Annotated in this window: 25 protein-coding genes; 20 read left to right on the forward strand and 5 right to left on the reverse strand. The window is 40.3% G+C overall.

All coding sequences use genetic code 11. The features are described from left to right. The first annotated feature begins 83 nt into the window (after positions 1 to 83). The 3 genes from KCG35_RS19560 to KCG35_RS19570 are packed head-to-tail and all read left to right on the forward strand — an operon-like array spanning position 84 to position 4,281. The gene (locus KCG35_RS19560) at positions 84 to 1,523 is read left to right on the forward strand and encodes a carotenoid oxygenase family protein (protein ID WP_230409278.1); all 1,440 of its coding nucleotides are present in this window, start codon (positions 84 to 86) and stop codon (positions 1,521 to 1,523) included. A gap of 31 nt (positions 1,524 to 1,554) precedes the next feature. Beyond that, positions 1,555 to 3,174: a D-arabinono-1,4-lactone oxidase gene (locus tag KCG35_RS19565; protein ID WP_215821558.1), complete on the forward strand. Its 1,620-nt coding sequence runs from the start codon at positions 1,555 to 1,557 to the stop codon at positions 3,172 to 3,174. A gap of 51 nt (positions 3,175 to 3,225) precedes the next feature. Beyond that, positions 3,226 to 4,281 carry a hypothetical protein gene (locus KCG35_RS19570; protein ID WP_215821559.1) on the forward strand — a complete coding sequence of 352 codons (1,056 nt, stop codon included), beginning with the start codon at positions 3,226 to 3,228 and terminating at the stop codon, positions 4,279 to 4,281. Between the two features lie 343 nt (positions 4,282 to 4,624). Here KCG35_RS19570 and KCG35_RS19575 read toward each other — a convergent pair whose 3' ends face one another. The 3 genes from KCG35_RS19575 to KCG35_RS19585 form a co-directional block, all read right to left on the reverse strand. Next, positions 4,625 to 4,966 carry a hypothetical protein gene (locus KCG35_RS19575; RefSeq protein ID WP_215821560.1) on the reverse strand — a complete coding sequence of 114 codons (342 nt, stop codon included), beginning with the start codon at positions 4,964 to 4,966 and terminating at the stop codon, positions 4,625 to 4,627. A 68-nt stretch (positions 4,967 to 5,034) separates the two neighbouring features. Next, positions 5,035 to 6,150 (reverse strand): agmatine deiminase, encoded by a 1,116-nt coding sequence (gene aguA / locus KCG35_RS19580; protein ID WP_215821561.1) that lies wholly within the window; start codon positions 6,148 to 6,150, stop codon positions 5,035 to 5,037. 72 nt (positions 6,151 to 6,222) lie between these two features. After that, positions 6,223 to 7,182 carry a LysR family transcriptional regulator gene (locus KCG35_RS19585; RefSeq protein ID WP_215821562.1) on the reverse strand — a complete coding sequence of 320 codons (960 nt, stop codon included), beginning with the start codon at positions 7,180 to 7,182 and terminating at the stop codon, positions 6,223 to 6,225. A 1,294-nt stretch (positions 7,183 to 8,476) separates the two neighbouring features. Here KCG35_RS19585 and KCG35_RS19590 point away from each other — a divergent pair. Further along, the gene (locus tag KCG35_RS19590) at positions 8,477 to 8,674 is read left to right on the forward strand and encodes a hypothetical protein (RefSeq protein WP_215821563.1); all 198 of its coding nucleotides are present in this window, start codon (positions 8,477 to 8,479) and stop codon (positions 8,672 to 8,674) included. A gap of 267 nt (positions 8,675 to 8,941) precedes the next feature. After that, a complete protein-coding gene (locus KCG35_RS19595) occupies positions 8,942 to 9,292 on the forward strand; it encodes a hypothetical protein (protein ID WP_215821564.1) in 351 nt (116 codons plus the stop codon). 85 nt (positions 9,293 to 9,377) lie between these two features. Here KCG35_RS19595 and KCG35_RS19600 read toward each other — a convergent pair whose 3' ends face one another. After that, positions 9,378 to 10,238 (reverse strand): BPSS1780 family membrane protein, encoded by an 861-nt coding sequence (locus KCG35_RS19600; RefSeq protein WP_215821565.1) that lies wholly within the window; start codon positions 10,236 to 10,238, stop codon positions 9,378 to 9,380. Between KCG35_RS19600 and KCG35_RS19605 the strand changes: the two genes are divergently transcribed. The 14 genes from KCG35_RS19605 (at position 10,239) to lipA (ending at position 23,110) form a co-directional block, all read left to right on the forward strand. Further along, positions 10,239 to 10,475 (forward strand): hypothetical protein, encoded by a 237-nt coding sequence (locus tag KCG35_RS19605; protein ID WP_215821566.1) that lies wholly within the window; start codon positions 10,239 to 10,241, stop codon positions 10,473 to 10,475. Next, on the forward strand, positions 10,459 to 11,058 hold the full coding sequence (locus KCG35_RS19610) for a DUF2845 domain-containing protein (RefSeq protein WP_215821567.1): 600 nt from the start codon (positions 10,459 to 10,461) through the stop codon (positions 11,056 to 11,058). The genes KCG35_RS19605 and KCG35_RS19610 overlap by 17 nt, the downstream gene beginning before the upstream one ends. 217 nt (positions 11,059 to 11,275) lie before the next feature. Next, complete coding sequence (locus KCG35_RS19615; RefSeq protein WP_215821568.1) at positions 11,276 to 12,532, forward strand: glutamate-5-semialdehyde dehydrogenase; 1,257 nt, start codon at positions 11,276 to 11,278, stop codon at positions 12,530 to 12,532. 82 nt (positions 12,533 to 12,614) lie between these two features. Continuing rightward, entirely contained in the window at positions 12,615 to 12,965 is a 351-nt protein-coding gene (gene rsfS / locus KCG35_RS19620) for a ribosome silencing factor (protein WP_215821569.1), read from the forward strand. A 30-nt stretch (positions 12,966 to 12,995) separates the two neighbouring features. After that, positions 12,996 to 13,463: a 23S rRNA (pseudouridine(1915)-N(3))-methyltransferase RlmH gene (gene rlmH, locus KCG35_RS19625; RefSeq protein ID WP_215821570.1), complete on the forward strand. Its 468-nt coding sequence runs from the start codon at positions 12,996 to 12,998 to the stop codon at positions 13,461 to 13,463. 30 nt (positions 13,464 to 13,493) lie between these two features. Further along, positions 13,494 to 15,407, forward strand: a complete 1,914-nt coding sequence (mrdA, locus tag KCG35_RS19630) for a penicillin-binding protein 2 (RefSeq protein ID WP_215821571.1) — start codon at positions 13,494 to 13,496, stop codon at positions 15,405 to 15,407. Between the two features lie 7 nt (positions 15,408 to 15,414). Further along, positions 15,415 to 16,542, forward strand: coding sequence for a rod shape-determining protein RodA (gene rodA / locus KCG35_RS19635; RefSeq protein WP_215821572.1), 1,128 nt, complete (start codon positions 15,415 to 15,417; stop codon positions 16,540 to 16,542). Between the two features lie 256 nt (positions 16,543 to 16,798). Further along, on the forward strand, positions 16,799 to 17,797 hold the full coding sequence (mltB, locus tag KCG35_RS19640) for a lytic murein transglycosylase B (RefSeq protein ID WP_309227464.1): 999 nt from the start codon (positions 16,799 to 16,801) through the stop codon (positions 17,795 to 17,797). Between the two features lie 198 nt (positions 17,798 to 17,995). Beyond that, entirely contained in the window at positions 17,996 to 18,859 is an 864-nt protein-coding gene (locus KCG35_RS19645) for a septal ring lytic transglycosylase RlpA family protein (protein WP_215821573.1), read from the forward strand. Between the two features lie 159 nt (positions 18,860 to 19,018). Continuing rightward, positions 19,019 to 20,197, forward strand: coding sequence for a D-alanyl-D-alanine carboxypeptidase family protein (locus KCG35_RS19650; protein WP_215821574.1), 1,179 nt, complete (start codon positions 19,019 to 19,021; stop codon positions 20,195 to 20,197). Between the two features lie 21 nt (positions 20,198 to 20,218). Next, entirely contained in the window at positions 20,219 to 21,106 is an 888-nt protein-coding gene (locus KCG35_RS19655) for a D-amino acid aminotransferase (RefSeq protein WP_215821575.1), read from the forward strand. Positions 21,107 to 21,203: 97 nt separating this feature from the next. Then, on the forward strand, positions 21,204 to 21,479 hold the full coding sequence (locus tag KCG35_RS19660) for an HP0495 family protein (protein ID WP_215821576.1): 276 nt from the start codon (positions 21,204 to 21,206) through the stop codon (positions 21,477 to 21,479). Next, entirely contained in the window at positions 21,479 to 22,123 is a 645-nt protein-coding gene (lipB, locus tag KCG35_RS19665) for a lipoyl(octanoyl) transferase LipB (RefSeq protein WP_215821577.1), read from the forward strand. Before KCG35_RS19660 ends, lipB begins: the two co-directional genes overlap by 1 nt. 3 nt (positions 22,124 to 22,126) lie before the next feature. Then, the gene (lipA, locus tag KCG35_RS19670) at positions 22,127 to 23,110 is read left to right on the forward strand and encodes a lipoyl synthase (RefSeq protein ID WP_215821578.1); all 984 of its coding nucleotides are present in this window, start codon (positions 22,127 to 22,129) and stop codon (positions 23,108 to 23,110) included. A 159-nt stretch (positions 23,111 to 23,269) separates the two neighbouring features. On the opposite strand, the gene KCG35_RS19675 is transcribed toward lipA, so the two are convergent. Then, positions 23,270 to 23,605, reverse strand: coding sequence for a hypothetical protein (locus tag KCG35_RS19675; RefSeq protein WP_215821579.1), 336 nt, complete (start codon positions 23,603 to 23,605; stop codon positions 23,270 to 23,272). Positions 23,606 to 23,839: 234 nt separating this feature from the next. On the opposite strand from KCG35_RS19675, the gene KCG35_RS19680 reads away from it, so the two are divergent. Beyond that, the coding region (locus KCG35_RS19680) for a hypothetical protein (RefSeq protein WP_215821580.1) at positions 23,840 to 24,087 on the forward strand (248 nt) is incomplete at its 3' end.

The following is a 24,087-nucleotide window of genomic DNA, read 5'->3' on the forward strand; positions in this document are numbered from 1 at the left end:
AAAATTTATAAGCCCGTCGTCATTACTCGATGCATTCTATCTGTTAGGGGGGGGCAGTATATTTTAGCCCAAACCTGGGATTTATGAATTATTGCAATACGGCACCCAACTATTTAGGTGATAACCGATTTGCCTTGAGCTATGAAGGTGGTATTCCTTTTGAGTTTGATGGACGTTCATTAGAGCTTGTAACACCTATTGGTGATATGGATGAGTGGCATACCAGTTTACCCCCTATTGCAAAACATTTTATACCAGAGAAGTGGCTTTTTCCTCAGGTCAGAACGACAGGTCATCCATATTTTGATTTAGAGAAACATGAATGTATTACCATTAATTATGGTGGTAATATGGGTGAGACTGGCCTTAAAGATGGTTTTATAAGACTACTTAGATGGAACTTACAAGGAAAGTTTCAAGCATGGAATATTATTAGTCGATCGGGAAAAAATGCTTTTATTACGGCTACCTCTCATTCACTAAGTGTAACTCGGCACCATATACTGATTTTTGAAACGGCAGCTCGCGTTGAAAGTACGCGTATTTTAGGTTCTAGAAAAGTTACACCACAACAACATCGTACACCCGTATGGGTTATAAGAAAAAAAGATTTAAACCCTTCTAATAAAAATGTGGTTGCAGACTATATTACCCTCAGTTTTGATACCTCCGATATCATGTGTAATTACGATGATCATGAAAATGAAATTACACTTTATGGGCAGTATTTAGGGGCTATGGATAAGTCTGAGCCTCAGTTTTACCTTGATAGGCTCTATTTTGGTGGGCATGTTAAATCTGATATAGCCGGTTATCCAGTTTCGCCTGTGGATGTGGGGGGCTTAGTCAGGGTGAGATTACAGGTATTATCAGATTCAGTCAGAGAAATACAAAATGACTTCAAAGTAATTCGTGATGAAACAGTATGTTGGGATATGAATGATCCTGCTTATCGTGGTCATTTCCAGTTTCCTGAGACATTTGAACATATTTATTGGTCTGCTGTGGGTTACCGGCCTGAGCACCTAGTAACCAGAGTGACAAAAGCTTATGCTGATTATCCTAATCGGTTATTTCGTAATGATCAGTTGCCTTCATATAGCATTCCTTCTGCTTTGATACATATGGACTGTCGTCAGATGCGTATCACAGATACCTATCAGTTTCCTGAAGACTGTGTTATGCGCACACCTCAGTTTATACCTAAAAAAAATTCTTATAATCAAAATGATGGTTATCTATTTACAGCAGTTGTTCGTAAATATCCTTTTGATAGCCGTTCTAATGGCAAAGAATACTGGTTATTTGATAGCAAAAACCTAGCAAAGGGGCCCATTTGTATGTTAGCAAACAATAAACTTAATTTTGCTACGACAAACCATGCTTTGTGGTCTGCTACAGCCAATAATCGACCCTCATCTACTTATAAATCTAATTTAACTGACTTCTTAAATGAAAAACTCCGTGCTCATACATCGGAAGTTAGAAATATTGTTAATCAATATATTATTCCTAAATTTTAAGTATGTTTAAATGAGATCAAAGGGAGTTGTTATGAAGACTAAGTGGGTGCTATTTTTAGCTATTTTGGGTGTTATCGCGATTTCAAAATATACAAATGCTTTGAAGACTAATGATGAAGTGGAAGTACTAAAAAATTACCAGGGTACTTATGTATGCCGACCAGATGTTATTTTTGATCCCACCTCCATTGAAGAAATTCAATCCATTGTTCGTCAAGCAGTACAAGATAATAGAAAAGTGATGACGGGAAATCGAAAATTTGCCAGTCAAATAGATGCGGCTTGTACTAAAGATGGTGAAATACAAATTACATTAAAAAATATGAATAAACTCCTTAAATTCGATGCAGTGAAAAAAACTGTAACAGTACAAGGGGGGATGCGTTTTAATGTACTGAATGAATTTCTTCGTTCTCAGTCTTTAGCAGTTAATATGGTAACGGAGTTGGGCACGTTTACCATTGGTGGGATGCTAGGCAGTGGTACTCATGGCTCTACGCTCACAAAAAAAAGTAATATGATTGCAGATTATGTCACTGAATTAAAAATTGTGGATGGGCTTGGGGATATCAGGGTGTTAACGGGTGATGCATTGAATGCAGCACGTGTTAATTTAGGTGTGTTAGGTGTTGTGGTCGAGGTTACTTTGCAATTGGAGGATGCTTTTAAAGTAGCAGCCTCGGTCAATGGGTACAAAAATGATACAGGCTTAGAGGATCGCATATTAAAAATTGCCAGAAGTAATTACTCTGCAAATATCGCGTGGTTTCCTGGAATTGGACGTTATACAGTGACGACTTATAACCCTGTACCACTATCAACACCAGGTAATGCTTATAATGCACAGGCAGATATTTCTGATATTGAGGAGTATTTTTTTGGATTATTGTTTGATGCACTTCACGAGTTTCCTGGTTCAGGGCTTCAATGCTTGGCGGCAAAAATTCGTTACAGTGGTCGCTCAAAATCTTACTATCGTAGTGTAGATACTGGGAAAGTTGAAAAAAATCCAATTGGATTCTCTGATAGAATGCAATATTTTCAATGTCGAGATCCAAATAAATGTGTTTGGGATAGGCTGCCAATTGCATTGCAGGAAGTCAGTATTCCTATTAAACAATTGCCAAACTGGATTGCTGATGTTCGTCAAATTATTGCTAGCCATCCTCGTACATGTTTTCCTTTAAATGGAATTTACTTTAGATTTGGCAAGTCATCGCCAAGCTATTTGGGAATGAATGCTGGAAGAGATTCTGCATATATAGGGATTGAATACACGCTTCGACAAAAAGGGAGCGAGGTTCCAAAAAATTATTTTGTTAATTTAGAAATTGAGCAGTTATCTTTACGAAAATACAATGCGCGGCCACACTGGGGTAAAAATTCAGTCGCTATTTTTGAAAATATGCCCTCTCGTTATCCCAAATGGAATGACTTTCTATCTTACAAACAGGCGTTTGATCCTTATGATACGTTTTCAAATCCTTTTTGGGAGCGTGTAAGTGGTGAAGATCCGTTAAGTAATTACTTAACGCCAGGTTGTAATGTAAGGGGGGAATGTTATTGTCAGCAAGATGAACATTGCCAAACAGATGCACACTGTGCGAATGGGCGATATTTTTCGGAAGCTACCATTTGTGTAAAAGACTGAGTAATATCTCTGTCGTGATACTTAAAAGCTGGATATACGAAAGGATTCGTTATGTTTAAAAAAATATATATTTTGAGCTGTTTGTATTTTTTTATAAGTCTTGTGTATGCTACTACGTTAGAAGATATAAAGCCACATACTCCAAATAAAAAGCCTTGGAGCGAACAATGGTTCTATTACCTAAATGATCCAGATGTAGGTTATTTTAAAGTAAGTTTACAGACTTATATTATGCCTGATGCTAACGAGATGAAAGAAAAGGGTTATGTGCATTTTGTTTTTGCGCCAAAGAATGGAGTAATGAAGGTTTTTGATTATTATTTTGATGAAGTAATTTTATATGCAGCAGAAAAAGGATCAGACTCATTTCGTTATTATATTCCTGGATATGTAGATGCAACTGATAATCAGGTTACCTTAATGTTTCCTGATTTTACTTTTTCTTTTATATACACAGGTAAGCATAAACATTATTGGGGCGGACATAATCCTGGGCAAACGCCATTTGGTTTTATAATGGATTTACCTTTTGTTGAACCAAACTGGTTTGTTTTTTCGATGGGGACTCCTTCTGAGTATAGCTATAGTGATCAAAGTATGAGCTATAGCAGTAATGGAACGGTGTATCTTGATAAAGGGTGGTATACACAGGAAGGTGCCGCTAGCAACTTTTATCTGTTGGGAATGAATGATCTGCAACAATTCATGATTACAGGAGCTTCAATTGGGCATTTAACTACTGAATTATGGGCGGGTCGTTATCTATCCGGTCGCTTGAATTTGATTTTATATCCTGCAATATCGGGCTTAAGTATGAAAAGAGTAATTAATGAGTGTAATGGAACGCTGCAAGCAGAGTTTAAAAAGTTAACCCAAACAATTAGGGTGACGGCACGAGCAGATAAAAGTGATTTTTATCGTTCTGATATCCCCACAATTAAAGTGTTTAATGCTAAATATCCTTATCGAAAGTCAATGATGGCAACCATCGATGTAAGTGTGTATCAATTTGGCAGGTTGAGAGAACATGTGTCGTTTCCACAAGGTTTATTAGAGTTTTCAGGGAAACCTATTTGTGAAGAGGGGGGCATTTATGCAAATGATTAACAGGACTATAAACTGTGTGAGTCGTAGGCATAAAAAAACCTGCTATTTAAGCAGGTTTTTTAACGACCACCTTCCTGGTGGCTCGTCCTTGTAGCCGATCCTTCTACCCATTCACTTGGGTGATACGCTGGAATTCCTTTTGCTTCCTTTCGCTTTGTTTCCCTTGAGCTTTCCTAGCTGCCAGCGCTTCGATGGGTCTATGATCCTATAAGAAGAGGTTTTAGCCAACAGACAAATGCTATAATTATTTGTAGGATATTTGCTATAAGGTTGTAGGTTGATTGCTCATATCTTCTATTTCATTTTCTGATTACTGGGATAAAAGGCGTAGTAATAGCCTTTCCTAGCTTTCTGGTGTGCTTTCAAACTCGGTCTTAATAAGCTTACCTACACAGTTAGTGAAAGGGATAACTTGTTGCATTTCTGCTTCTGTCTGCTTATTGGGATCGAGGTTTGAAATGCTAAAGTCACCCGTTGTCTTTGGCTTTGATTGACCTTGTTGATGCTGAGTATCAATGGTTGCTTCAAGGAACAACTTATATTTTTCACCTGCAGGGAGTAGTTGAGTACATTTTTCTAAGGGGGCTAAGTTTGTGTCGTTGGTACTTGGTTTTGAAGGGTTGCTGAAACAGCCGCTTAATAAAGTCGCAGATACTAAGCCTAGTGTTAATTTGGTCATTTTCATTACGTAATACCTTATATTAACTTCTTCTGAGTTGCTGTTACTCCAGCAGAGTGGTAGCAAGCATCGTCTCACTTCACTTTTTGAAGTCCATTTCCGGCTGGGATTTGCTGGGTGATACAGTGGATATTACCCCCGCCAAGCAATATTTCTCTAGCTGGGACACCTACTATACGATGATCTGGGAAAATCGCCTGAAATTGTTGCTGTACAAGGTCATCCTGTTGTGGGTCCAAAAATGGCATCACTATAAGCTGATTAGTAATCAAAAAGTTGATATAGGAGGCAGCGAGTCGATCATCAGCCTGTCTAGGCCAAGTTGACTCACAGGTGAGTAATCCTCGCGCTTCTACATCAGTCATATACAGTGGACCTGGTTGAGGTATTTTGTGGACTATCAATGAGCGACCTTGAGCATCTTTACTGCTACTTAACACCTCAAGAGCCTTAACTGAGCGAGAATATTGAGGATCATTTTGATCGTCTGTCCAGCTGAGTAGTACTTCTCCAGGTCGAGTAAAGCAGCAGAGGTTATCGATGTGGCCACTGGTTTCATCGTTGTAAACACCTTCAGGCAGCCAGATTATTTGCTTGATGCCAAGATAGTCCTTTAGGTATCCTTCAATTTCAGTACGATTTAGATTTGGGTTTCGGTTTGGATTTAATAGGCATTCTTCCGTGGTAATCAGGGTACCTTCACCATCGACATGAATAGCACCACCTTCAAGTACAAAAGGTGCTTGATAACAAGGAAAACCATGTAGTGCTGAGATTTTGTGAGCAACGAGTTGGTCTTGATCCCAGGGGAAGTAAAGACCTGAATCTAAACCTCCCCATGCATTAAACTGCCAGCTCACAGCACGACGCTCACCTTGGTCATCTACCACTATTGTAGGACCTGTATCTCGAAGCCAAGCGTCATTGGTACTTAGCTCAACAACCCGTATTTTTTCTGGCAGTACCTGTCGTGCAAAGGGGTAAGCCTTTGCTGATACTCCCACATAAACCGTGGTGGTTTCTGCAATAGCTTGAGCAACAGCAGCAAAAGCGCGTTGTGCAGGCTGTGCACCCAGTCGCCAGTTATCAAGTCGCTCTGGCCAAGCTAACCAAACAGCTTGCTGTGGCGTAAACTCGCCTGGCATAAAGAAACCATCCTGGCGAGGCGTTGAGCATAAGGTTTTGTTCATGTCATTTGCACATAATGAATTAAAGCGAAAATCAAATAATATAGTGAAATAACAGGATAATAAAATTGTAAATTATGCCACTTTACTTTTGGTTGTCGACATAATATCGGCAATGCTATCAACTGTCGTTTGCCGAACTAACTTTCTGAACCAAATGTGGTCAGCATCTTTGTCTAATCGTGGGTGCCACATCAAGCCATACTCCAGGGTTGCGGGAACTGGGCAGGAAAACATCTGCAGTCTGGGGTTTTGCAGTAGTATGAGGTGGCATAAAGGCGTGGGCAAAGTCAAAATTAAATCAGAGGTTTCTACTAACCCAAGTACAGCTGTCACCAGTGGTATTTCAAGAACAATATCACGCTGATATCCTTGTTCTGCTAAGGCTTTATCAATAACACGCCAATAGTTAGCATTTCCGGTATTAGCAATATGCTTATAGTGAAGGTAGTCATCGAGACTAACTGAAGGAGACTGTTGGAGTATAGGGTGTTGGCTGTGAACTATACAGGCAAGCTCTGTCGAACCAATTTTATCAAGAATGAGCCCATTGCGTTCATCTTCAAAAACACATAGTGCAACATCGACTTTACCTTGTACCAGACTCTCTGGGTTATATTCTTGCCATGGGGTTAACGAAATAATGGCGTGAGGTGCATCTTTAAGAAATGATTTCATGAGCTGAGGAAAGCCAAAAGTGACACTGACATCACTTGCGGCAAGTGTGAATCGACGTTTGCAAAGCGTATTGCCATGAACCCCAGAAGAGAATACTTCTTGAGCATTTTGTACAATAAATGCGACTTTGTCTCTTATTGAGTGCGAGAGAGGAGTTAGTTTAAGTGTATTATCTTCTCGATACAGTAAGTGGTCATGCATTAAGCGTCGAAGCTGCGAAAGGGACTTGCTCACATTGGATTGTGTCATATTCAATCGGTGAGCGGCGCGCGTAACATTGCGTTCTTCATACAATGCGTGAAGGCATACCAGTAGATTTAAGTTGATTTCATGCAAAGGTTTTGTGCTGTTGAACATTCTCGTTATCCTTGAACAGGCCAGACCCAACGACGGTACTACAGAGGCGATAGTGTCATTTGGGTTTGTTTTTCCATCCATGCAATTAAGCGTTTAGTATCCTGTTGATTGAAAGTTAGGTATTCGTCATTTTTTTACCTGTTTATACGTATAGCAAATCATTTTTATACTATTGCTATACCACTTTTTATAAAAATCTCTCATTATTGATAGACTGATACTATTTAGTACCATGTTATAAAGCGTTTGTGCAAAATTATTAGTAGTAAGTTTTTAGTACTTTTGTAACCTCAATAATTTAGGTATTGATGTTTTGTTGGCGATTTACCCTTAGTTGTGGGCAGAGGAATATCATTGTTTAAATTTTGCCACCTAAATAAGAAGTTTGATTGAATTCTAGATTTTATAGGGTGATTATAATATACGAAACATGATTTATATTTAATAAAACAGTATCTTAACCTTCTTGACTTAAGTGACTTTCAGTTGTTGAGGGTTGATCATAACGAAATGCTTTATTTAGGAACTAGTTTACAGGATAAAAGCTAGCGATTATTGTGTCATTATCTTCACATTTATGGGTGAGATTTGGCTGTGTGTAAAATAAGCCAGTAAGCGTATTACAGTTTTTTGGCTTTGCTTAATATGGCGTGATGCTGAAACATGTGATAATCCTTATCTTTAGAACTTAGGTGAGGAAATACTTTTGTAGGAAGCACACTTAAACGCTAATTTTTACATGTTTTGTTAGTTTACCCATTAATATATTTAGAGAGCTAATCCATAAAAAAGGCGAATGATAACTGCAAAATGCAATTAGTTAAAGCTAATTAGAGCATCTTTTGTTTTAAACAAATAAGTCAGGCGAGTTTCTCTATATTATGGGTTGCTAAGAGGGGTGTAAAGCTTTCTGGTAAAATTGAGCATGCACTGTATGGGATATAGGTTAATATCTCACAAGGGTAATAATACTGAATGGGTATGTAAGTATAGCAATAAGTGTCTTTTGGAGCTAAAAGCACATCTTGTGTCTCACAAAAGTTGTAAAATACTCTTTGGTCATCTCAGGTAAGTGAAGAATCGTTCGAATACTTTCTTCGAGTAAACGAAAACATTAAATATGTTTTAACGGCTTGCGTATTATAAAAAAATCGTCTTAGCTAATACTTTGGAGTATGTTGGGGCGAAGTAAAAAATAATTACTGACCAAATGGTCAACAACCTCAGCTTACTCGTAACCATAATCAATAGAACTTAATTAAGTATACTAAGATATTGTCTATTGGGGCTAGCGATGAAAACTGATACTTCTGCCAATGAAAAAGCAAAACAGCGAGTAGAAATCCAAAGTCACATTGAAGAGTACTTACAAGGTGGGGGGGTGATTACAGAGGTTCCTGCACCCAGCTATGAGGAAATTCTAGATACCATACGTAATAAGTATCAGAATGCATGGGGGAGGGACCAGTTGACAAACTATGATAAAGCTTGATTAGTAGTGAGTAGCGTGCCAAGGACGGTAATGTTGTGGCAGGACTGAGTTCACTCCACTAACTAACTTAGATAGAGTGCTTTTTTACGTTGTTTGATAGTATACATGCTTCAATTATTAGCATTGATATCCCTCCCATTTTTCAGTTCATCCTATAGATAGAGTAATACAGTGTCACATACTGTATAATATCTGCTCAATTGCTGGCTGACCTACCGTTAAGATGAGTTCTGACAAGCATATTTGATGTATTAAAAGTCAGTACTCATGAATAAGTTGAGCTTTCCTTTCTCCAAGATTTCGCTATCCCATTATATACGTCAGTTTTTTTTAACGACTGGATCACGCTGGTGGTTAGTCTTACTGTGTGGTTTAGTTTCTATACTGGTTGGTATTTGGCTTTTGTGGTCAAGTCATCGAGGCTGGTTATTCAGTCTGTATCCGCCTTCGCTAAAAGAGTTGCAAGAGGACTACTTTGTTGCACATGTCTATTGGGTAAACTGTGAGGCGAAAGCCAGTATTGCTTTTGAAGAGAAGGGACCGTTGGCTGCAGAACAGATTACACTGCAGCCGAAGTGCATCATGGCCAGGCAAACTATTTTACAGCCTCAAGGGTAACAATCGTTTAAACTTTTTTTATTGGCTATAGAAACACCGACATTTAACGTTGTATTTTGCTTGTTTGGTATAACTGATTAGCTTGTTACTGTGACTTAATTGTAGAGTGGCTTTTATCTATGGCAACGCCATCATTCAATTGTACAAAAATATCTTTATAGCTGGTATAAATTGTGCAAAAAACAATCGGAGTAAATATTATATAAAGTACAAAGACTGCAATGAGCCAATACCAGCTGGCAAAGAGTGGTAACAAGATAACAGCTGCGATAACGAGGAATACAAGACCATAAACCAAAAAAGGCAGCATATTACACAGGCAACCTTGAAAGCTAAGCTTTACTGCATCCCAAAATGGCTTTTGATCAAGAATTATAAGCGTAGGTGCAAACCAGATTGCCATTAACAGGGGGATTGTGAGTGCCATGATCATGAGTAAAGCGATCATTGCGAAAAGAAGTAACCGCTCTTCAGACATTGCTGAAGCACCCTGATGCGACTGGATTGCGACAAGAAAGTCCATACCCACTGTGAACAATAGGAACATCCCTGCTATCGTGAAAATAAGCATCATAGCACTAATATAAACAGCGGCGAGTAGCAAGAGTGGGCCTGTTTGCTGGTTAAACCCAACAAAGAACTGGTTAAATGAAAACTGTCCTTGTTTTTCTAAATTTTCACAGCAGTACATAAAACCAGCCCATAAGAGGATAGTTAGCAAGGGGGAGATAATCCAACCAATGAAAGGTATAAGTTGAGAAATAACGGAAAGAAGTACAAAGATAAACCCAATAGCTAAGAACAATAACCACTCCTGACTAAAAAGCTTTGCACCTGATGTACACCATGAAATGCCATGACTACTGGGGCGCTTAATAGCTTGAATATCACGAGCTTCAGGTAGCACTTGAGGTGTTGGGGTATTGTATGGCGAAGGGGTAGACATGTGTTGCTCCAGCTAAAAAAGCATTGTCTGTTGAATGTTGCAGTATTAGAACATTGGTCACAAATAAACAATGGCAGTGAACTCACTAAGACTGTTTTTATCAATACTAGTGTTAATTGTATTGAGCTCAATATGATTTGCGATGTGCAAGTGTTATTAAATATTGTTACTGATGATATGCTCAGAAATTTACTTGGCGTTATAGGGGGAAATATAAAGCATGCGACATCTTTTTAAGTGGTTAGTTTCCTGTTGTCTATTATTGGCTGTCAGTGTGCCTTCTTACGCTTTGCGCTGCAGTAATCGTTTAATTTCAGAGGGTGACTCGGTTGGTAAGGTGATAAAACGCTGTGGACAACCCACAGAGCAAGACTCCTTTCAAGTAGAACTTATTTTAAAACAAGGCGATGTTTTGGCCGAAACACGCTTTCTTGATGTTACTTACTTTGTTTATGCCCAAAGTAGTAATCAATTTGTACGTGTCTTACGCTTTGAAGATGATGACCTGGTATCTATTGAAAGTAAGGAGTATGGAAACAAATCAAGTGATCCAGCGTTATGCAAAGATTTGTCGAGTGCGGTGAGTATAGGTGATGTAATGCCTTATATTCGCTATCGCTGTGGTCCTCCAAGCCGGGAAAAGCGTGTTGGCCGAAGAGTTAAGCGGGTGGCGGGTAGCAGTGAAGTTGGTCAGTTTAAAGATCAAGATGTGTTTGAGTGGTATTATTATTTTCCCCGAGATGACGAAAAGGTGGTTTTGCAGTTTATAAATGGTAGATTGCGAAGTTTGTACCATCGAGAAATTGAAGATGATGATTAGTTTAATGTAATTTACCTTTGCTTGAAGTGTATTTTTACAGGTATCCCTTTGCCAATCACACTCAAGAGAAAGTTAGCAACAAGGCTTTTGACGGTGCCTTTTAAATTTATATAAATATGCTGGCTAGAGCCTATTACTAGATTATTAGCCCTAAAAGTGCTTCGTTGAGGGTTAACCATTATACTTACCTATTTTTTTATTCATGGCGGAAATCTCAATGGATGTTGCAACTTATATGCAAGATGTTGGAAAGCGTGCACGAAGCGCTTCTCGATTAATGGCACAAGCAACAACAGAACAAAAAAATGCAGCATTAAATGCAGTTGCTAATGTAATCGATAGTCAGCGAAAAATAATCATTGACGCAAACCATCAGGATTTGGAACAGGGTAAAACTAATGGGTTGGATCCAGCGCTTTTAGATAGGTTGGCACTAACGCCGCCACGAATTGATAGTATGGTGGAAGGTATTCACCATGTGGCGGCCTTAGATGACCCGATAGGGGCTGTTGATGATATGCGCTATCTGCCAAGTGGTATTCAGTTAGGCAAGATGAGAGTTCCACTTGGTGTTATTGGTATCATTTATGAGTCTCGCCCTAATGTAACAATTGATGCGGCTGCTCTGTGCTTAAAGTCAGGAAATGCAACTATTTTGCGAGGTGGCTCTGAGTCAATTCACTCAAACCAAGCAATAGCAAAGTGCATCCAGCAAGGACTTAACTCATCTGGAGTCTCTGCCGATGCTGTGCAAGTGATAGCAACTACTGATAGAGCGGCTGTTGGGCAATTGATTACTTTGTCTGAATATGTGGATGTTATTGTTCCTCGGGGGGGGAAAGGGCTCATTGAGCGTATTAGTCGAGAGGCCACTATACCTGTAATAAAACACCTGGACGGTATTTGTCATGTCTATATTGATGATGGCGCTGACCTAGAGAAGGCGCTCTCTATTGCTGTTAATGCAAAAACACATCGTTATGGTGTGTGTAATGCGATGGAAACATTACTGGTTGCGGAGTCTGTGGCGCCTACTATTCTGCCTAGATTAGCCTCTGCGTATGCTGAGCATGAAGTTGAGCTGCGGGGCTGTGCTAAAACACAAGTAATTATCTCTGCAGTAAAACCTGCAACCAATGAAGACTGGACAACAGAATATCTTGCACCAATCTTAGCCATTAAAGTTGTGGCTGATGTCAGTGAGGCGATTGAACATATCAATACCTTTGGCTCACATCATACAGATGCAATTGTTACAGAAGATTACCAGCGCTCTCGCCAATTTTTGGCTGAAGTTGACTCCAGCTCAGTTATGGTAAATGCCTCCACCCGGTTTGCGGACGGCTTTGAATATGGGCTGGGAGCTGAAATTGGCATTTCTACTGATAAAATCCATGCGCGGGGTCCAGTAGGGCTTGAAGGGCTGACTTCGCAAAAGTACGTCGTTTTTGGCAACGGACATATTCGAAAATAATCTGCAGTTATACTGTCAGTCTTGGCTGGCTGACAGTATAATGTAATTTAATATGATAAAAGAGAGGACTAAATAAGGCTTTATGCAATCAGATGAACTTAAGCAGGTAGTTATATCTGCACTTGAAGATCTGAAAGGTAACGACATCTCTTGCCTTGATGTAAAAAATCTCACCAGCGTCACTGATCACATGATCATTGCCTCCGGAACATCCAACCGCCACGTCAAATCCCTTGCTGATAACGTGATTGAAAAAGCCAAAGCCAATGGCGTTCGCCCAGTGGGGATTGAAGGTGAAGATGGTGCTGAATGGGTACTGGTAGATTTAGGAGATGTTGTCACACACATCATGTTGCCTTCAACACGTCAGTTTTTTGATTTGGAGCGGTTGTGGGAAACATCATCATCTGATCTTGGGCACCAACAGGCTTAGCCTTTTTTAAAGAAGTAGTTAAGGCTTGCCATGAAAATTCGCCTCATTGCGGTAGGCACCAAGATGCCTACATGGGTTGTTGACGGCTATTCTGAATATGCTAAGCGTCTTCCCAATGAAGTGTCACTGGAGTGTCGGGAAATTCCCCTTTCAAAACGAAGCAAATCTCTCGACATTGAACGTGCGATTCAGCGAGAGGGCGAGGCTATGTTAGCTGCTGTTGGTAAGGGGGATAAAATCATTGCATTAGATGTCAATGGTAAGATGTGGAATACCCATCAGCTTGCACACCAGTTAGGAGATTGGCAGTTGTCTGGGCGAAATATCAGCTTGCTAATAGGAGGGCCTGAAGGGCTCTCTCCTCAATGTCGCCAAGCGGCTGAACAGCGCTGGTCTCTTTCTCCATTAACCCTGCCCCATCCCTTGGTTAGAGTGCTGGTAGCTGAACAGCTCTATCGAGCATGGACCATCCTGAATAATCACCCATATCATCGTTAATCTGGAGGTTGGAAAACCCAGGATGACAGCATGACAGATTCAGTGACCTTTAAAGATCACAGTAAAGAAAATCGCATTTTTAATAGCCGAATATTAAAAGCCGTCATCATTTTAGTGATATTAACCGGGATTCTGATATCCCGGATTTTTTATTTGCAAGTTGTGGAGCATGAGAAATATTCAACTCAGTCAGATGAAAATCGAATCCATCTCCAATATATACCTCCAATACGAGGCTTAATATACGACACTAACGGTTTACTATTAGCGGATAACAAGCCAAGCTTTAACCTAACACTCACACTTGAACGTATTCCTGACTTAGAGAAAGCACTTAAAGATATACAACAAATTGTTCCAATTCAGCCTGAAGAAATTGCTCAGTTTAAAAAAAGGCTACGCAATAAACCTCGGAAGCCTTTTGAATCGGTGCCTTTGAAATTTCGTTTAACAGAAGAGGAAATTGCACGTATTTCAGTGAATGAGCACCTTATGCCCGGTGTTGAAGTGGAAGCTGATTTGATTCGTTTTTACCCGCAAGGTGAAATATACACCCATACTATTGGATATGTTCGGCGAATTAATGACCAAGAGCAAAAAAGCCTTGATGATAAGAAGTATAAAGGTGTGACCACAATTGGCAAAATTGGTATAGAACGCTTTTATGAAGAGCATTTACTTGGTCAAGTTGGTTATAGAGAAGTAGAAGTTAATGCACGTGGGAGGGTTCTGCGTGTACTTGATCAGAAAGAGCCGATACCAGGCACGGATTTGACACTTTATTTAGATACAGAGTTACAAAAAAACGCTATAGAAGCCCTAGGTGGTCAGCGTGGTGCTGTTGTTGCTTTAGATCCAAAAACGGGTGGTATTCTGGCAATGGTTAGTGAACCCTCTTATGACCCTAATCCATTTGTAAGAGGTATTGGCTTTAAAGCATATGCGGCATTACTTAATGATCCTGCTCGACCGCTCTACAATCGAGCCAGCTCAGGTGAGTATCCCCCTGCTTCAACTATAAAACCTTTTGTCGCTATAGCTGGTTTAAATACAGAGACTGTGACTCCCGCTAATCGAGTATTTGACCCAGGTTGGTACCGCTTGCCAAATCAAAAACGGCTTTATCGTAATTGGAAACGCGGCGGGCATGGTTGGGTCAATTTAGAGAGAGCTATTGTTGTCTCAAATGATACCTATTTTTATGATTTAGCATTAAAGCTGGGGATTGATAACCTGCATGATTATTTGCAGCGTTTTGGTTTAGGGATTCGAACAGCATTAGATGTTGGTGAACAGCGTCCAGGACTGATGCCATCACGAGAATGGAAAATGGGAGTACGTAACCTGCCTTGGTTTCCAGGAGAAACAGTGATTACAGGCATTGGTCAGGGGTTTATGAAAGCAACGCCTCTGCAGCTGGCAACGGCAACAGCCGTGCTGGCCAATAAAGGAAAGTGGGTTTATCCGCAGCTGCTTAAATCATCAACAAATCCTATCGAGCTAGTGCCTGATCAGCCGATGAAAGATATTGTGGTAAACAGTCCTGAATACTGGAAGCTGGTTTATGAGGCTATGCGTAAAGTGGTCCATGACCGCTCAGGAACTGCTCACTACCGAATTGGTAGAGATATTCCTTATACGATGGCGGGTAAAACGGGTACTGCTCAAGTCGTCGGCATTAAACAGAATGAACGGTACGATGCATCAAAGCTATCCAAAATACACCATGACCATGGTTTATTTATTGGATTTGCACCTATTGATGATCCACAAATTGCTATTGCAGTTGTTGTTGAGAATGGTGGAGGGGGGAGTTCAGCAGCTGCACCCGTCGCTCGTAAAATACTGGATGCCTATTTAATACCGAGGCTGGAAAAGCAAGCGATAGAGCAAGCTAAAAAGCTTGAGCGTAACAGTAACACACCTTCATCTGGAGAAGGGTAAAGCAATTATGTCGTCGACTAAGGATGTTCTTCAACAAGAACCCTCTATCTGGCAGCGCTTACATATCGATCCAATACTGTTGTTATTACTGTTACTGCTCACGGGGGGAGGTTTATTTGTACTCTATAGTGCCAGTGAACGTAGTGTAGAAATCATGACACGTCAAAGCATTTATTTGGGCATTGGTTTTGTCGTGATGATTGCTTTTGGACAGATTCCACCTCGTATGTATGCTCGTTGGTCGTTACCCGTTTTTTTATTCGGTGTATTGTTGCTCGTGGGTGTCTTGCTTTTTGGTGTTGGGGCTATGGGAGCACAGCGCTGGCTGGCGGTGCCGGGAATGTCGTCAGTGCGTTTTCAACCCTCTGAATTAATGAAGCTAGTGATGCCTATGGTGATGGCCTGGTACATCAGTCGTTCAATGCTCCCACCAAAATTACGGCATGTGATTGTTGCATTAGTGTTGATTACAATTCCTGTCGCCTTAATTGCTAAACAGCCTGATCTAGGTACATCGTTATTGATTGGCGCATCTGGTGTATTTGTGTTGCTACTTGGTGGGTTAAGTTGGCAGTTGATTACTTCAGCTGTAGTACTTGCCATTCCCTCTGGTTGGGTTATGTGGCACTTTGTGATGAGGGAATACCAAAAAAAGCGGGTATTGACCTTTTTAAACCCTGAAAGCGATCCGCTGGGATCTGGGTGGAACATTATTCAATCAAAAGTGGCCATAGGTTCAGGAGGAATTCATGGTAAAGGTTGGATGTTAGGTACACAGTCTCATTTGGACTTTTTACCAGAAAGCCACACTGACTTTATTATTGCTGTATTGGCGGAAGAGTTTGGTTTAACGGGGGTGATGTGTTTGTTGCTTATTTATCTGGCAATCATTGTCCGTGGTTTATTCATTTCGGTTCAGGCGCAAACCATTTTTGGCCGTCTGTTGAGTGGTAGTATTATTTTAACATTCTTTGTCTACATCTTTGTAAACATTGGTATGGTAAGTGGTCTTTTACCTGTGGTAGGTGTTCCATTACCTCTAATTAGTCGTGGTGGAACATCAATAGTAACTCTTATGGCAGGGTTTGGCATACTGATGTCAGTGTATACACATCGTAACCTGATTGGCCGTTAAATGAAGAATAAATGAATCGTTGTTATTTATAAGCTGCTATGAAAATATTTGAAAGAGAACTGTCTGACAAAGTCGCGTGAACAAAATCAATTGGTGTAGGGATGAAGTCATTTTGGCTCTCCTGTGGTCACACTTAAAAGCATTAGTTATTTTTCTATCAGACAAGATCCTAGCCAACAGTTAGGTAGGGTGAAGCATGCGAAAGATGCCTTACAAATTTGTAAAAACATGTAAGCACATGAATTATGGTGTTCTTGTGTTTAATTTAACGCTTGCCGCAATGGGTAGTGCTAAGGTATGGGCGGGTGATTATTCAAACCATCCTGAAACTAAAGCGTTTATTCAGCAAATGAAAACGCAGCATAAAATGTCTGAGGAAAAACTGACTAAGCTTTTGACTAATGCTAAACGTCAGCAAAGTATTCTTGACGCTATTTCCAGGCCTGCAGAAAAAACGAAAACATGGGGTGAATACCAAAAGATTTTTTTGACACCACAGCGTGTTAAAGCTGCAGTAGCGTTCTATAAGAACAACCGTAAAACATTCAAACTAGCGGAACAACACTATGGTGTGCCTGCTGAAACTATTCTAGCCATTATTGGCGTAGAAACCTTTTATGGTAAAAATAAAGGCAGTTACCGTGTATTGGATGCGTTAGCAACCCTTGGTTTTGACTACCCACCTAGAGCTACGTTTTTTAAATCTGAGTTGAAACATTACTTGCTAATGACTGAAGAGCAAAAGGTTGATCCTTTAAGCCTGAAGGGCTCTTATGCTGGTGCTATAGGTTACCCGCAGTTTATTCCTAGTAGCTTTCGTCAGTATGCTGTAGACTTCGACAATGATGGAAAGATTAACCTGTGGAGTAATCCAGTAGACGCAATTGGTAGTGTAGCAAACTACTTTCGTCGTCATGGTTGGCAGCCTGGAGAAGCAGTAGCTGTCAGGGTGTCTGTTAAAGGTAACCAGTTTAAGAAAGGGATAGGAAAAGACCTAAAACCTGCATCAACTGTTTCAGAATTACAACAGCTAGGCTGGCGTTACCAGCATGCAAACTTGTTAGGTGAAAGCAAAGCCCGTGGGGTTGAGCTACAAGGTGCAAAAGGTAAAGAATACTGGTTAACCTTAAATAATTTCTACGTAATCACTCGCTATAATCACAGTACTCTCTATGCCATGGCTGTGCATCAACTTAGTGACCAGATAAAAGCCAAAATAAAACCTAAGTCAAAGCCCAAGTCTAAAGAGGCTTAGCAATAGTCTTTTTCAACAAGGTAGTCAATGTTGGCTATCCTTGTTGAAGGGTTTATAGCTAACGCTCAATGATAAATAGGTTTATTCAACGTGTTGAAATCTAAATATGCAGCTGAAAATTGCTGGTACCCCTCTTATTCTTTATCTCACGCTATTAAATATTTAATGGTGTCTTTTTTATTATTAAGTGGCTGCACTATGCCCCTTAAAGATGTTGATGATGGCGCGCCAAATGGTAGTTTTGATGCCAGCCAAATACCCGATGCGGTGCCTCAAATACACAAAGGTCCAGTAAAAAACTCACCTTACACCGTATTGGGGAAAAGGTATTATCCACTAAAAACAGCCGTTGGTTATCAAGCGCAAGGCGTTGCATCATGGTATGGCACAAAGTTTCATGGAAAAGCGACAGCCATTGGTGAAACATACAACATGTACAGTATGACTGCGGCACATAAAACATTGCCCATTCCCTCGTATGTACGTGTTACAAATCTTAAGAATGGTCGTTCAGCAGTCGTTCGTGTAAATGATCGTGGGCCTTTTGCTAAAGGTCGTGAAATTGACTTGTCTTATGCTGCGGCATTAAAGCTCGGATTTCAAAAACAAGGTACAACGAGGGTGAGAGTGGAAGGCATTGATCCTCGTACGTACAAGGCTGGAAATGCTCCAACGTCAAATAAACCACGGAATAATACTACTGCACAACAAAGCACTGGTTCATCACACCTATTAAGCTCATATCAGGCAAGTACACAGTCAAAGGCTGGTATGTATGCAGGAACGGTTAGTAAACCGCAGATAGCCAGCATTCCGGCTACGCATTCTAAAAAGCTTTTTTTACAGGTTGCTGCATTACAGGATCAGCAATCAGCTTTCAAATTAAGGTATCGCTTGCAACAGCTTACTGGGATGCCTGTAAAAGTGGTTGAGGGTACAGAAACACGGCGGCCTTTGCATAAAGTGCGTATTGGACCTCTGCCATCTTCATCAGTAGTTAACAAAATACAACAACAGCTAAATGAAGCACGCTTAGGTAAGCCGCATTTGGTGGTAGAGTAGTATGTTGTGAATTGTTCAATAAGTTAAAATATAAACAGCGATTTGCCAAACCTTCTTAAGGGGTTCTTGAGTACACCCCAGCGTTAACGTTATTATTTCTTAGCAGATGCATGGGGCGCAATACAGCTCTTAACTTTCATTTAAAGCACTACAGTTGCCATGAAAAAAAATTTTGTGACATGTTATATTGGGTTAACTCTCATTCTATTGGTTGGCGCTGTACAGGCTGCCACCATCATTCCTTCTCCACCACAACTGGCGGCTAAAAGTTATTTTTTATTTGATGCCGATACTGGCAAGATACTTGTTGAACATAATGCAAATAAGCGCCTTCCTCCTGCAAGTTTGACAAAGCTGATGACAGCTTATGTTGCTGATAATGAATTAAAAGAAGGGAATATTTCGCTTGATGATCAAGTATTAGTGAGTGAAAAAGCCTGGCGTATGAAAGGCTCCCTCATGTTCATTGAGGTGAATTCTAAAGTCTCCGTGCGGGATTTGCTAAAAGGTATCATCATTGTGTCCGGTAATGATGCAAGTGTTGCGCTTGCAGAGCATATTGCGGGTAGTGAAGAATCTTTTGCCAGTTTGATGAATGCTACAGCTCAAAAGTTGAATATGAAAGATTCGCACTTTGTTAACTCAACAGGCTGGCCAGCAGATAATCACTACACTACAGCTCATGATTTAGCGGTATTAGCTAAAGCGATTATTTATGAGCACCCTAGTCGTTACGCGGTGTATAAAGAAAAATACTTCCAATATGGTATTGATAAAAAAACAGGTAAACCTTTAAGACGCCAAGCAAACCGAAACTCACTGCTATGGCGTGATGATGATGTCGATGGATTAAAGACAGGACATACAGATGAGGCAGGTTACTGTCTTGTATCATCAGCTAAAAAAGATGGTCGCCGGTTAATAGCTGTAGTTATGGGAACTAAAAGCCCGAAAGCGCGTGCAAGTGAGTCTCAAAAGCTTCTCACTTATGGTTTTCGCTTTTTTGAAAATGTAGCTATCAGAAAAGGGGGCATTCCTTTACAGCAAGCAGAGATCTGGAAAGGTACCACCGATAAAATTTCTGTTGGTATTACTGAAGATTTGATTATTACTGTTCCCAGAGGAAAGACTGACAGTGTTAAGACTGATATCCAACTAAATACATTGCTGGAAGCTCCAGTGGCTAAAGGTCAAACCTTAGGTAGTATTGAGGTTAAACTGGATGATAAAATATTAGAGCAAGTGCCTATCGTTGCGTTGGATGCAGTAGATGAAGCTGGTTTTTTCAAAGTAATATGGGACGAGATTCGCTTGTTTTTTTATAAGTTATTTCTTTAACTTTATGGGTGCTCCCGACTGATGACACAGGTTTATCTCAATGGTCACTTTATAAATCAGCAGGATGCCATGGTTTCTGTTATGGATCGTGGCTTTATGTTTGCGGATGGGGCATATGAAGTTATTCCTGCATTTTACCAGGTACCTTTTCGAGTTAGACAACACTTAGCACGTTTGGATTTTAGTTTATCAAGTATCCGTATCGAAAACCCACTGAAGCATGAGGAATGGCTGAGGGTTTTTGACCAGCTATTAGCTCAAAATTCTGGCGAGCACCAGTCCATTTATTTGCAGGTGACGCGTGGTGTGGCACCTGATCGAAACCACTTGTGGCCAAAGGGCTTGGAGCCAACTGTTTTGGTAATGACCACACCATTGCAAATGAAGTTAGATGAGGACTTCTCACATGTTCAAGGAATGACTGCAATTACCACTGAGGATTTACGCTGGAAACGATGTGATATAAAAGCAATTGCACTACTACCTAATGTGTTACATCGTCAGCGAGCTGAAGAAGCTGGTGCAGATGAAGCCATTTTGATTAATGAGCAAGGGCAGGTAACTGAAGGTTCATCAAGCAATGTCTTTATTGTAAAAGGTAATGAAATAGCAACACCACCAAAAGGTATGCCTATTTTAGGTGGTATTACTCGTGATTTGGTCATCGAGCTGCTGCAGTTTGATGTAAACTATCAATTGTCAGAACGGATGGTGTCACAAGATGAGCTGCACAAGGCTGATGAAGTGTGGATTACCAGCTCTACAAAAGAAATATGCCCAGTAACCATACTGGATAAGCAACCCGTTGGTGACGGCAAGGTAGGCCCTGTTTGGTATGAAACTGCGAGTCGTTATCAACGCTATAAACAACAGCTAGCAACAGAATACAGAGAAAACCCACCAACCTAAGGGTTCCTCCTTGGGGAGAATCATTTATAATCTACCCATATGTAAATCATCCTACTGATTTACCACTGATCTGTTTAACTCGAGCTTAAATGTTGTTATGCCTCAATCTACACCACCTGAGTCACCTAAAATTGTTTTTCCCTGTGACTATCCTATTAAGGTTATTGGTAATGCTGCCCCTGACTACAAAGACTTTGTTTGTCGAGTGATTCTCAAGCATGCTCCTGATTTTGATGGGAGCGCGATTGTTAGAGATAGCCGTAATGGCAAGTATATGTCTGTTAATGTCACAATTCGTGCCACAGGAGAAGATCAGTTAAAGGCCTTGTTTGAAGACCTTAAAGCCAGTGGCCGGGTATCGATGGTACTCTAATGTCATTACCAGTGATCATAAGGCATCTTGGGCTGCAGCGCTATTCAGAGACATGGCAACGGATGCAGGCATTCACTGCTTCACGCCAGCAGGATGACGTTGATGAAATTTGGTTACTAGAGCATCCCCAGATTTTTACCCAAGGACAAGCTGGTAAGGTTGAACATGTACTTACGCCTGGTGATATTCCTGTCGTTAATGTTGATCGGGGCGGTCAGGTTACTTATCACGGGCCAGGTCAGTTAGTGGTTTATCTGCTGATCAATATAAAGCGTAAGCAGCTTGGTGTCAGGGCTTTAGTGACGGCCCTTGAAAACACAATTATTGAGACACTGAAAGGTTATTCGATTTGTGCCATAGCAAAGCCTGATGCACCAGGGGTATATGTTGATCAGGCAAAAATTGCATCTTTAGGGCTAAGAATTCGCAAAGGTTGCTCTTATCACGGTTTAGCACTGAATGTTAAAATGGATTTAGAACCTTTTAGCCGAATTAATCCTTGTGGCTATGCAGGTATGGCAATGACTCAGCTTGCGCACTGGTTACCAGAAATAACTGTAGCGGAAGTAGGAGAGCAGTTGCAGCAGCAACTGATAACACACTTGGATTACCAAGAAGTAATCACCAAAAATGATTGGAATTAGCTGATGACTGATGCCTCTGTGAACAAACCTAAATCGCAACGTGCTATGCAGGGCGTTAAACTGCGTGGTGCTGAAAAGGTTGCTCGAATTCCAGTAAAGGTTATCCCTACTGAGAAAGAAGCTATGCCGAGAAAGCCGGATTGGGTTCGGGTCAGATTGTCGGCATCACCTGAAGTTGACCGTATTAAAAAGTTACTGCGAAAACACTCATTACATACTGTTTGTGAAGAAGCTTCTTGTCCAAATCTAGGCGAGTGCTTTGGTGGTGGTACAGCCACGTTTATGATTATGGGGGATATTTGCACCCGTCGTTGTCCATTTTGTGATGTTGCACATGGTCGACCTAACCCGCTTGATGTTGATGAATCTAAGAATCTGGCGATAGCCATCGCAGATTTACGCTTAAAGTATGTGGTTATCACCTCTGTTGACCGAGATGATTTACGTGATGGTGGGGCACAGCACTTTGCTGACTGTATTCGTGAGATTCGCCAGCGTTGTCCAACAACTGAAATTGAGGTGTTAGTACCTGACTTTCGAGGTCGTATGGATGTTGCGCTTGATATTTTGGGGGCAGAGCCGCCCGATATTTTTAATCATAACCTGGAGACTGTTCCATCACTTTATAAAAAATCACGTCCAGGTTCTGACTATGCATGGTCGCTACAACTGTTAAAGCGTTATAAGCAACAAGTGCCACATATCCCTACTAAATCTGGCATTATGCTGGGGCTAGGTGAGACGAAGGAAGAAGTGATTGAACTGATGCATGATATGCGTGAACATGACATCGAAATGATTACCCTTGGTCAATATTTACAACCAAGCCGTCATCACCTTGCCGTTGATCGCTTTGTTCACCCTGATGAGTTTGCTGAATTAGCCGATATTGCTAAATCACTTGGCTTTAGTAAAGTGGCTAGTGGTGCTTTGGTAAGGTCTTCTTATCATGCCGATGAGCAAGCCAAGGGCGACTTAATTGTATAGTCTCACGTCTAATATATACCCATAATGAAGGGTTTTTAGTCTGGTCTATTAAGACTAGTGATAGCAGCAACAACAGTTGTTATAGTGAGGGTTTAATTTATCCCTCACTATTAATGCTTTAACTTTTCTCTCTTTTTATGTCTTCCTGCCTTAACTCCTCTACTCATTTAATGTGTCTAGATTATGTTTATTTTTTAAGATTCGGCGTATGACGTTGTACACCAAAGCAATACATGCAAAAACGATAGGGAAAATTATTAATAAGAACAGACTACCAATGAATATGAATATTTTTGCAAATTCACCTGGATGATCAGCGAGACAACCTGGATCATCGGTTTTGTTTGTCGTCATTAATGATAATTCATCATTGAGGCAATAAGGAATGTAAACTTCTCCTTTGGGAGGAGGGTGTTGTGGCGTTTCAGCAAAGTGACTAATGGGCAGGTAGTGAAGGTAGATATTAAGTATTAATAATACTATAAATAATATCATCTCCACTAATATAAGTTTTCTAATCATATAATTACAGTTCTTTTTAAACATTGAAGGTAGCATCTACTGTAATTTTTTTACGTGCAAGTATTATGCTTTTAATGTAGATTTGTTAAGTAATTTATGTGCAGATTTTGTGCATGTGATTGATTTTTTCTAGATATTAGCTTTATTGTTTATTCTGATGTTGTTTTTAATTTTATTATTTATCGTATTATAGAAAGTAAAGTCGGAATGAAAGTTGTAGGTACTTTAGTTTTAACCGTGTGTGTTCCAGTGTTAGGGTGGGTTGTCTTTGAAGATTACTGGTATCGACAGTTCATCCCTAAAGAAATTGGACTATCTTATCGATTATCAATAGGCTCTGATTCTGGGATTCGTGAAGGGTGTGGTGTTGCTGTATTTAAGTTAAGTGATGATACTTACCAACAAATTAGCAATGAAGGTATCCGTTTTTTTGAGAATATTCAGCAAGCAAGGGG

It is taken from the genome of Zooshikella harenae (assembly GCF_018837975.1).
Classification (GTDB): domain Bacteria; phylum Pseudomonadota; class Gammaproteobacteria; order Pseudomonadales; family Zooshikellaceae; genus Zooshikella; species Zooshikella harenae.

What these genes read in the sequence shown, in the direction of transcription:
- KCG35_RS19645 (WP_215821573.1), top strand. Translation starts at nt 17,996, where the DNA reads ATGCCCCTTAAAGATGTTGATGATGGCGCGCCAAATGGTAGTTTTGAT.
- KCG35_RS19660 (WP_215821576.1), top strand. Translation starts at nt 21,204, where the DNA reads ATGCCTCAATCTACACCACCTGAGTCACCTAAAATTGTTTTTCCCTGT.
- aguA (WP_215821561.1), bottom strand. Translation starts at nt 6,150, where the DNA reads ATGAACAAAACCTTATGCTCAACGCCTCGCCAGGATGGTTTCTTTATG.
- KCG35_RS19560 (WP_230409278.1), top strand. Translation starts at nt 84, where the DNA reads ATGAATTATTGCAATACGGCACCCAACTATTTAGGTGATAACCGATTT.
- rsfS (WP_215821569.1), top strand. Translation starts at nt 12,615, where the DNA reads ATGCAATCAGATGAACTTAAGCAGGTAGTTATATCTGCACTTGAAGAT.
- KCG35_RS19585 (WP_215821562.1), bottom strand. Translation starts at nt 7,182, where the DNA reads ATGTTCAACAGCACAAAACCTTTGCATGAAATCAACTTAAATCTACTG.
- rlmH (WP_215821570.1), top strand. Translation starts at nt 12,996, where the DNA reads ATGAAAATTCGCCTCATTGCGGTAGGCACCAAGATGCCTACATGGGTT.
- rodA (WP_215821572.1), top strand. Translation starts at nt 15,415, where the DNA reads ATGTCGTCGACTAAGGATGTTCTTCAACAAGAACCCTCTATCTGGCAG.
- KCG35_RS19595 (WP_215821564.1), top strand. Translation starts at nt 8,942, where the DNA reads ATGAATAAGTTGAGCTTTCCTTTCTCCAAGATTTCGCTATCCCATTAT.
- KCG35_RS19590 (WP_215821563.1), top strand. Translation starts at nt 8,477, where the DNA reads ATGAAAACTGATACTTCTGCCAATGAAAAAGCAAAACAGCGAGTAGAA.
- KCG35_RS19655 (WP_215821575.1), top strand. Translation starts at nt 20,219, where the DNA reads ATGACACAGGTTTATCTCAATGGTCACTTTATAAATCAGCAGGATGCC.
- KCG35_RS19615 (WP_215821568.1), top strand. Translation starts at nt 11,276, where the DNA reads ATGGATGTTGCAACTTATATGCAAGATGTTGGAAAGCGTGCACGAAGC.
- KCG35_RS19570 (WP_215821559.1), top strand. Translation starts at nt 3,226, where the DNA reads ATGTTTAAAAAAATATATATTTTGAGCTGTTTGTATTTTTTTATAAGT.
- lipB (WP_215821577.1), top strand. Translation starts at nt 21,479, where the DNA reads ATGTCATTACCAGTGATCATAAGGCATCTTGGGCTGCAGCGCTATTCA.
- lipA (WP_215821578.1), top strand. Translation starts at nt 22,127, where the DNA reads ATGACTGATGCCTCTGTGAACAAACCTAAATCGCAACGTGCTATGCAG.
- KCG35_RS19565 (WP_215821558.1), top strand. Translation starts at nt 1,555, where the DNA reads ATGAAGACTAAGTGGGTGCTATTTTTAGCTATTTTGGGTGTTATCGCG.
- mrdA (WP_215821571.1), top strand. Translation starts at nt 13,494, where the DNA reads ATGACAGATTCAGTGACCTTTAAAGATCACAGTAAAGAAAATCGCATT.
- KCG35_RS19610 (WP_215821567.1), top strand. Translation starts at nt 10,459, where the DNA reads ATGCGACATCTTTTTAAGTGGTTAGTTTCCTGTTGTCTATTATTGGCT.
- KCG35_RS19600 (WP_215821565.1), bottom strand. Translation starts at nt 10,238, where the DNA reads ATGTCTACCCCTTCGCCATACAATACCCCAACACCTCAAGTGCTACCT.
- KCG35_RS19650 (WP_215821574.1), top strand. Translation starts at nt 19,019, where the DNA reads ATGAAAAAAAATTTTGTGACATGTTATATTGGGTTAACTCTCATTCTA.
- KCG35_RS19675 (WP_215821579.1), bottom strand. Translation starts at nt 23,605, where the DNA reads ATGATATTATTTATAGTATTATTAATACTTAATATCTACCTTCACTAC.
- KCG35_RS19575 (WP_215821560.1), bottom strand. Translation starts at nt 4,966, where the DNA reads ATGAAAATGACCAAATTAACACTAGGCTTAGTATCTGCGACTTTATTA.